At 60.6% G+C, this 9,136-nt stretch carries 7 protein-coding genes; all 7 read left to right on the top strand.

Going from position 1 to position 9,136, the window contains the following annotated elements:
- Window positions 1–267: 267 nt before the first annotated feature.
- The 7 genes from AAEZ03_RS25085 to AAEZ03_RS25055 all read left to right on the top strand — a co-directional run bounded on the left by AAEZ03_RS25085 (window position 268) and on the right by AAEZ03_RS25055 (window position 9,003).
- Complete coding sequence (locus tag AAEZ03_RS25085) at window positions 268–774, top strand: sigma-70 family RNA polymerase sigma factor (protein ID WP_350582330.1); 507 nt, start codon at window positions 268–270, stop codon at window positions 772–774.
- Window positions 767–1,741, top strand: a complete 975-nt coding sequence (locus AAEZ03_RS25080) for a FecR family protein (protein WP_153338385.1) — start codon at window positions 767–769, stop codon at window positions 1,739–1,741. Before AAEZ03_RS25085 ends, AAEZ03_RS25080 begins: the two co-directional genes overlap by 8 nt.
- Before the next feature lie 113 nt (window positions 1,742–1,854).
- The gene (locus AAEZ03_RS25075) at window positions 1,855–4,596 is read left to right on the top strand and encodes a TonB-dependent receptor plug domain-containing protein (RefSeq protein WP_350582326.1); all 2,742 of its coding nucleotides are present in this window, start codon (window positions 1,855–1,857) and stop codon (window positions 4,594–4,596) included.
- Window positions 4,593–5,699 (top strand): cytochrome-c peroxidase, encoded by a 1,107-nt coding sequence (locus tag AAEZ03_RS25070; protein WP_350582324.1) that lies wholly within the window; start codon window positions 4,593–4,595, stop codon window positions 5,697–5,699. Before AAEZ03_RS25075 ends, AAEZ03_RS25070 begins: the two co-directional genes overlap by 4 nt.
- A gap of 121 nt (window positions 5,700–5,820) precedes the next feature.
- A complete protein-coding gene (locus AAEZ03_RS25065; protein WP_123751160.1) occupies window positions 5,821–6,843 on the top strand; it encodes an iron ABC transporter substrate-binding protein in 1,023 nt (340 codons plus the stop codon).
- The gene (locus tag AAEZ03_RS25060; protein ID WP_278940591.1) at window positions 6,843–8,396 is read left to right on the top strand and encodes an ABC transporter permease; all 1,554 of its coding nucleotides are present in this window, start codon (window positions 6,843–6,845) and stop codon (window positions 8,394–8,396) included. The genes AAEZ03_RS25065 and AAEZ03_RS25060 overlap by 1 nt, the downstream gene beginning before the upstream one ends.
- A gap of 349 nt (window positions 8,397–8,745) precedes the next feature.
- Complete coding sequence (locus tag AAEZ03_RS25055; protein WP_053225174.1) at window positions 8,746–9,003, top strand: DUF3077 domain-containing protein; 258 nt, start codon at window positions 8,746–8,748, stop codon at window positions 9,001–9,003.
- The last annotated feature ends 133 nt before the right edge of the window (window positions 9,004–9,136 follow it).

The following is a 9,136-nucleotide window of genomic DNA, read 5'->3' as shown; positions in this document are numbered from 1 at the left end:
AATTGGTAGACACGCCAGCTTCAGGTGCTGGTGGCCGCAAGGCCGTGGAAGTTCGAGTCTTCTTCTGGGCACCAATTCAGGTTTACAGCCCCCGGTTGTGAAACCACTCTAAAAGCCCGCGAAAGCGGGCTTTTTAGTTTCCGGCATTCCCCCCTCCCTTGGTCTGACACCTTCTATCCAGTACACCATCGTTGTATTTGATAATCCATCTCACTCGCACTAATATCCGGCCACCTTCAGATCGCCTGTGCGACTTCCTGGATTCGAGTGTCCGACAACAACGAAAGACTTCAGTTCTACCTCACGCATCGACATGCGCTTGTGGACTATGCCGCCCCCATCGTGGGTTGCCGCGCCAAGGCCGAAGATGTGGTTCAGGATGCGTGGTTACGCTTTAGCCAAGGGGCCGACAACTTGGTCCCGCTCACTCAGCCGGTCGGCTACCTGTACCGGATCGTGCGCAACCTGGCCTTTGACCTGAACCGCCGGGTCACCCTGGAGAACCGCCACACCTTGCGCGACGAACAGCTCGACGAGCACGTTTCCAACGCGCCCTCCCCTGAACAAGAAGCCCTGCATCTGGACGAGCTGCGTAAATTGCAACATGCTCTGTCCCGCCTGCCTGAACGTACTCGACAGGCCTTTGTCCTGCATCGACTGCAAGGCCTGACGTTCCAACAAATTGGTACCCAGCTGGGTATCTCTGTGAGCCTGGCCCATCAATTGGTCCGCGATGCCCTGACCTACTGCGCGGAACAACTGAGCGATGACTGATACGCCCCCTCCGAATCTGGTCTGGGAAACAGCGCTGGACTGGCTGCTGCTGATCCAGCAAAACCCTGACGACCCCGAACTCAACCGCCGCCTGAATGACTGGCGAGCCAGCGCCCCCGAACACGACGCCGCGTGGCGCAAGGCGCAGAAAGTCTGGCAACTGAGCGGCGCAGCCCTGAGCTTGCCGAACCCGCCCGCCGCCGCCGCGCCACAGGTTGCAGTGGCCACGCCTGCGCCGCGCCGGTTTAGCCGCCGCCAGTACTCATGGATCGGCGCAGCCGCTGCGGCCTGCGCAGTGTTTATGCTGCTGCCCGACTGGCAAGCCCTGCAGGCCGATTACCGCAGCCCTACTGCCGAGCATCGTGACATCACCCTGAGCGACGGCAGCCACATGCTGCTCGACAGCAACAGCGTGGCCGATGTGCACTTCGACCCCGAGCAGCGACAGGTCACGCTGTTGCGGGGCCAGGCATTTTTCTCGGTCAAGTCCGAGCCAGATCGCGCGTTTTTCGTAAATGCCGGGCAGGTGCGCGTTCGTGTCACCGGCACCGCCTTTGCCGTCAGCGTGGAAAACGGCGAGGTACAGGTCAGCGTTGAAAGCGGCACCGTCGCGGTAAAAACCCCGACGGCGCCTGAGCCCGCCAGCCTTCATCACGGCGATCACTTGAGCTACAGCGCGGCAGACAACCAAACCCGATTGGCACAATGGCCCAATGAGTCCATCGCGCCTTGGCGCCGCTGGCAACTGGTTGCGGTCGATCAATCGGTAGAAGACGTCATCAAACAACTGCGTCGCTATCAGCCCGGCCTGATCCTGCTAACAGACAAAGCACTGGGCCAACGGCGCATCACCGCCGCCCTGAACTTGCGCGATCCAAAACGCGCCTTGCAGGCTGCCATCGCCCCGCTGGGCGGCGCCGTGCAAGACGGCCTGCCGTATACCTTGATCGTCACCGACGCGCCGTAAATCTTTTTTCAACTATTTCTGGAAATCTCCTGCAGCCGAGAGTCTTTACCTACGAACGTCACTGATAAAGATTCGCATTAGTGACCAAGGCGTTTCATTTCGTAGGTCCTCTCATGCTTTCTCTGCGTTTGCGTTACGTGCGCTCACTGTCTCTGGGCCTGCTTCTGGGTTTACCGGCGCTGCCCCTCGCCGCCCAGGCTGAACCTGACCGTCAGCATTTCCAGATATCCGCACAGCCGCTGGCTACCGCGCTGATTGCGTTTTCGCAGCAGTCGGGATGGCAGGTCAGCGCCGAAAGCGCCCTGCTCACGGGTTTAAGCAGCGCGCCGGTAGACGGCAACCTGGACCCGGAACACGCCCTGGCTAGCCTGTTGCGCTCCAGCGGCCTGCAATGGGAAGTCACCTCGCCAGACAGCGCATCGATCCTGCCGCCCACCGACAGCGACGTCTTGCTGATCAAAAGCACACCGATTACCGCCATGGACGCCGTTTTCCAGGGTGAGCAAGTGATAGATCGGCAAATGATCGAGAACTTGCCTTCAGGCAATGGCGACATAACCAGCCTGCTACGCACCAACCCCAACGTACAGTTCGACAACAATCAGCTCAGCAGCAAGACGCCCGGCGAAATTGCCCCGGCCGATATCAGCATTAACGGCGCGCGCCCATGGCAAAACCTGTTTGTGGTCGACGGCATGAACATGAACAACGACCTCGATCCCGGTAACAGCAACGACGACTTCGACGAGTTGCCGGGGCGCAGCCAGGGCATGGCCCTGGACACCGACCTGCTGGAAAACATCAAGGTCTATGACAGCAACGTGCCAGTGGAATTTGGCGGCTTTAACGGTGGCGTGGTCGAAGCCAATACCCGCGACCCCAAGAAAGACTTTCACGGCAAACTGTCGGTGCAGATGTCGCGCTCCGAGTGGACCCGCTACCACCTCAATGAAGACGACCCCGACCTTGAAAGCTTCAAGGCGGGCTTTGGCAACAGCAGCCAGCCCGAGTTTAAAAAAGTCATTACCCGCGCCACCCTCGAAGGGCACCTGACAGACAACTTCGGCTTGCTGGGCAGTTTCTCGCGTAAAGACTCGACCATTCCGACCCGAGTCTTTGCCATTTCCAACCAGACCGAAACCGCCAACGCCGCCGAGACCCAAACCCGACGCATCGACAACTACTTCCTCAAGGCCGCCTGGCAGGTCAACGACGACTGGAAGCTCGACGTCAGCCTGACCCACGCCCCGGAAACCGCGAAAACCTTTGGCCCCAACTCAGTGCTCTCTGCCCGCGAGATGGAGGCCGGCGGTGACAGCCTCAGCGCACGGCTGGTGTGGAATGCGCCACTGGCCCGGGTCGAACAAAACCTCAGTTGGAGTGAACTGAACACCTCGCGCTATTCCGACAGCGACTACATGGTGTTATGGCGCACCTCCACGAGCAAAGACTGGAGCACCTCGGCTTTCGCCACCGAGGGTGGCTTTGGCGACATCGAAGAAACCCAAAAGACCCTGGCCTACAAACTCAAGGCCGACTGGAACAGCGTCCAGTGGCTGGGCATCGACCACGCGCTGCAAACCGGCCTGGAACTGTCGCAAAGCTCGGCCAGCTATGAACGCAATAAACCTTACAGCAGCTACAGCGTCGCCAGCACCGACACCTGCATGGGCAACGACCCGTATTGCTCCATCGGCCAGACCGCCAATGGCTGGGCCGGGCAATACGCCAACAAGATGACCCTGACCCAGGGCAAAGTCGCCTTCGACACCCGCTCATGGGCGTTATACCTGCAAGATGAAATGCGCTACAAACGCCTCACCGTGCGGCCCGGGGTGCGCATCGACGGCGACAACTACATGAACCAGACCACGGTAGCCCCACGCCTGGCCATTGAACTGGACGTGTTCGGCGACAACAAAACCCGCATCACCGGCGGCGCCAACCGATACTACGGGCGCAACCTGTACGCCTACCGTCTGCGCGACGGCATCGCCGCCATGGGCACTGAATACAGCCGGGCCAGCCAGACCTCTGACTGGGTGATGGGCAAGCAAAACGCCAACGACAGCAAGTTCAACCAGTTGAAAGTGCCCTATGACGATGAACTGACACTGGGCCTGAGCCACGTGCAGTGGGACACCGAGTTCGCCGTCAAATACGTCAAGCGCATGGGCCGCGAACAAGTCAGCCGCGCCTGGGGCGCGCAAATCGGCCAGCCCTCCGAAGACTCCGGCGCCCTGACGGCCAACTACTACACCTACTACAACGGCGGCAAAAGCGACGCCGACATCTACACCCTCACCATCACCCCGCTGCAAGCCTTTACCCTGGGCAGCACCCGCACCTCGGGCCAGTTCGCCATGGACTGGAGCAAGATCAACAACACCGGCCTGTCGAACTACAACGCCAGCATCGGCGCCATTTACGTTGAAGACCCGACGATCCAGTACGACGGCAAGTTCATGAAGTATTCCGACATGCCTGCGACCAACTACAACCGGCCATGGACAGCACGCCTGACAACCATCACCGAAATTGACCCCTTGAACCTCACCTGGAGCAACTTCCTGCGCTATCGCGATGGCTATCGCCGCATTGCCGCCACGGGCAAAAAAGTCGTGCATGAAGGCTCCGAAGCTTACGTGTGGGCCGAAACACCGTATGCCGGCGCACTGACCTGGGACACCCGGCTGGCCTGGAAAATGCCCACTGCCAAAGACCAGGCCGTGTTCGTCAACCTCGACGTCACCAACCTGCTGGACAAAAAAATCGTCGGTGCCACCGAGACAAGCGGCCTGCCCACCTTTGAAGTCGGGCGCCAATTCATGCTGGAAGTGGGGTACACCTTTTGAGCCGCCTGACCGCCTGCTTCAGCGCTGCACTGGCGTTGGGCAGCCTCGACGCCCACGCAGCCAGCGCTTGCGATGAGAATTCCGCCCAGTACACGGCCTGCGTCGCCCAACTGTATCGCCAGCCCGTCGCCCAATGGCCTGTCCCGCAGGTAGACCCTGATGTGCCCTGGCAAGAGATGGCCGCCCTGCCCGACCACGCCCCGGCACCGCCCGAAAACCCCTTCAGCGAGGCCAAAGCCGAACTGGGTAAAAAGCTGTTTAACGACCCCAAACTGTCGCGCTCCGGGCAAATTGCCTGCGCGTCCTGCCATGAAGCCGACATGGCTTTTGCCGATGGTCGTCGGGTGTCGTTTGGGCATGATCGTCAGAGCGGACGCCGCAATGCCCCCAGCCTGGTGATGAGCGGTTACAGCACCCACCTGTTTTGGGACGGCCGGGGCGGCAGCCTAGAGCAACAAGCCCTGCACCCCATCGTCGACCCCGTGGAAATGGCCTTTGATATCCCGCCGTTGCTTGAACGGCTCAATGCCGATGCAGCTTACCGAGAACAATTTGCCCAAGTGTTTGGCCCCGGCCCGATCACCCCCGAACTCACCGGGCAAGCCCTGGCCACTTTCCAGCGCACATTGGTCAAAGCCACGCGCAACACCGCCTTCGAGCAACTACTGCGCGGCCGCCCGCAGCGCATGAGCGATGAGCAGCTCTACGGCCTGCACCTGTTTCGCACCAAAGCGCGCTGCATGAACTGCCACTTTGGCCCGGCCCTCAGCGACGAACAGTTCCATAACGTGGGGCTGAGTTATTACGGGCGCAAATACGAAGACCTGGGGCGCTATGAAGTGACACGCCAGCCACAGGATGTGGGCGCCTTTCGCACCCCGTCCTTGCGCCTGGTGATGAAGACCGCGCCGTGGATGCACAACGGCCTGTTCGTCAACATGGAAGGTACGCTGGCGTTCTACAACATGGGCATGCCGCGCCCGCGACCCACCGCGCAACAGGCCAATGACCCGTTGTTTCCGAGCACCAGCGAACGCCTGAAAGCACTGAACCTGGACAAGGACGAACTGCGAGCCTTGCGCAGTTTTCTCGACACGCTTTAACGCAAGCAACATCACAACTCGTCGCACAAGCGCAATTGGACGCTGGGTCAAGCGCACTTGAGAAACAATATCGTTTATTATTGTTACAAGTTTTGTAGTACCAAAGTGAGGAACCCAGCGAATGATGCTCCGAAATACCCGGCTTGCGACATCTCTACTGCGCGGCCTGACGCTCTCCATCCTCGGTCTTGCACTGACCTCCCCCGCCTACGCAGCCGACCCCGTCACCCTGACGCTGTACAACGGCCAGCACAAAGAAGTGGGCGACAACCTGGCCGCCGCCTTTGAAGCCAAAACCGGCATTCACGTCAACGTACGCAAGGGCAGCAGCAACCAACTGGCCAGCCAGATCATGGAAGAAGGCGACCGCTCCCCGGCTGACGTGTTTTACGCCGAAGAATCGCCGCCCCTGAACAACCTGGGCGAGCAAGGCTTTCTGGCCAAGGCCGACGACAGCACCCTGCAAGCGCTGCCCAAAGAATACGTGGCCGCCAATGGCACCTGGATCGGCGTAACTGCCCGCACCCGCGTCGTGGCGTTCAACCCCAAGCTGATCAAAGAAGAAGACCTGCCCAAATCGGTACTCGATTTCGCCGACCCCGAGTGGCAAGGCAAAGTCGGCTTCGTCCCCACCAGCGGCGCCTTCCAGGAACAGGCCGTGGCCATCATTAAACTGCACGGTCGCGACGCCGCAGAAGAATGGCTGACCGGCCTGCGCGCCTTCGGCAAAACCTACACCAACAACATGGTTGCACTCAAAGCGGTGGAAAACGGCGAAGTCGCCACCGTGCTGGTGAACAACTACTACTGGTTCGCCCTGGAAAAAGAGAAAGGCAAACTGGACTCCAAACTGCACTACTTCACCGACGGTGATGCGGGCGGCTTGATCACCGTGTCCAGCGCAGGCGTGATCAAAGCCAGCAAACACCCCAAAGAAGCCCAGCAATTACTCGCCTACATGGCCAGCGAAGAAGGCCAGCGAGTGATCACCAACACCACCGCCGAATACCCGATGCGCAAAGGCATGGTGTCGGACCGTGGTCTTAAGCCATTCGAAGAGCTGCAAGCGCCGAAAATCACCCCGGCTGACCTGGGCAACGCTGAAGAAGCGCTGGACCTCGAACGCGAAACCGGCCTGCTCTGATGCTCGCCACTGCCCACCCTGTGCGCCACACCCTGAAGCGCAAAAGGCCGTCGATCTGGCTGCTGCTGCCCGTCCTGCTGCTGGTCGGGCTCAGCCTGCTGCCGCTGCTGTATGTCGCCACCAAAGCCTGGCAAGCCGGCTGGACGCAGGCATTGAGCCTGCTGTGGCGGCCGTATGTGTTCGGCCTGATGCGCAACACGCTGCTGCTGATGGTGGGCGTCACCGTGACCTGCGCCGTGGTCGGCCTGTCGCTGGCCTGGCTGCTGGAACGCAGCAACTTGCCGGGGCGGCGCCTGTGGGGCGTGATCCTGTGCCTGCCGTTTGCCGTCCCGGCGTTCGTCAGCAGCTTCACCTGGGTGTCCCTGAGCGCCAGCTTTGAAGGCCTGGGTGGGGCCATTCTGGTGATGAGCCTGTCCAAATACCCGCTGATCTTTCTGCCAGTCGCCGCCACTCTGCGCAACCTTGACCCGGCCCTGGAAGAATCGGCGCGTACCCTGGGGCAAAACCGTTGGGGGGTGTTTTTCAAGATCACCCTGCCGCTGCTCTGGCCTTCGCTCCTGGCCGGCTCGCTGCTGATTGCCTTGCACATGCTGGTGGAATTTGGCGCGCTGTCGATCATCGGTCTGCAAACCTTCACCACCGCGATCTACCAGCAATTTGAACTGGAATTCAGCAACGCCAATGCGGCGATGCTGTCGGCGGTGCTGCTGGTGATGTGCCTGAGCCTGTTGTGGCTGGAGCTGAAAGCGCGCGGCAAAGGCCGCCACATTCGCATCGGCCAAGGCGCTGCACGGCGCGCCGAACAGGTACGGTTGGGCAAGTGGTCGCTGGTCGGGCAAGTGTATTGCCTGCTGCTGGCGGTGATTGGCAGCGGCATCCCGCTGGGCATGCTGGCGTACTGGCTGATCAAGGGCAGCTCGGCGGCCTTCCCGATGGCGGCGATTGGCGAGGCGCTGTTCTCGTCGCTGGCTTTGTCGTTGGGCGGTGCTGCCTTGTGTCTGGTGCTGGCGGTGCCGGTGGGGTTGCTGGTGGTGCGTTACAAAGGCCAACTGGCGATCTGGGCCGAACGCCTGCCGTACCTGCTGCACGCCCTGCCGGGCCTGGTCATTGCCCTGGCGCTGGTGTACTTCTCGCTGCATTACGTGCCGGTGCTGTATCAGACCTCGGCGTTGCTGCTGGTGGCGTATGCGCTGCTGTTTTTACCCTTGGCGCAAGCACCGATCCGCACCGCGCTAAACAAGGCCGCCCCGCAACTGGAAGAAGCCGCCCGCACCTTGGGCGCTTCATCGTTCTCGGCGTTTTGCCGGGTGACCTTGCCGATCATCTTCCCGGCGCTGGGCGCAGCGTTTGCACTGGTGTTTCTCGACGCCATGAAAGAACTGACCGCCACCTTGCTGCTGAGCCCGACCGGGCTTAACACTTTGGCCACCCAAGTATGGGCACACACCTCGAATGTCGAGTTTGCGGCGGCGGCGCCTTATGCCGCGCTGTTGATCGTGGTGTCGGGCTTGCCGGTGTATTTGCTGACCACGCGGATGTATTTGAGCCGCTGAAGCCGCTTTAGCCCTCTCCCGCCGGGAGAGGGGCTTTTTCCCACACAATTCGCAACGCCTGCACCGGCTTCGTCCCTTTCATTCGCAGGACCTTTCCTAGAGAATCCTCACCGCCTTGTGGCGCTGGAACGGCGCGGATAGTCTCGACGGGTCACTGATTTCAGTGGCCGGTTTTGACAGACCGCGAACAAGGTAATGCCAGCACGCGTTATGGCGGCTGTGTGCGGGGCACTTTCGAGTGCACCGGGCTTGCATACCTTCCCGGTCTGTCACCCGCATGCAGTTGCCACCCTTTCCGTATGACAGCGGGCAGTGGCAGCCTCTCTCAGACTGCTCAAGGTATGCACACATGGATAAAATCGTCCCCGACCCACCCCTCGATGCCTTCCACACCAGTGCCCATCGCGGCACGCTGCTGTTCGCCACCCACCCCGGTATTCCCGCACGAGACGCGCTTGAACACGTTTCGCTGCTGCTTAAAGGCGCAGAGTTAAACGCCGACGACATCAGCGCCCACCTTTCAGGCCTTGAAGCCGAACAGCTGTGGAATGTTATCCACAGCATGGAGATGGCCCGTGCGCTGGTGGACTCGCTGCTGACTGATTAATGCTCGTCATGAATGCGCTTGTGCGTAACCCGCCAGCCCTCACCCCAACCCTCTCCCTGTATGGACCGGGGACATCGCGAACACTTTGTTCGGAGACATAGCGAACAGTTAACGAAGCTTTTTCCCTGATATT

Source organism: Pseudomonas sp. HY2-MNA-CIBAN-0224 (genome assembly GCF_040310285.1).
GTDB classification, from domain to species: Bacteria; Pseudomonadota; Gammaproteobacteria; order Pseudomonadales; family Pseudomonadaceae; genus Aquipseudomonas; species Aquipseudomonas helleri.
This window is presented reverse-complemented; position numbering and strand designations above follow the sequence as displayed.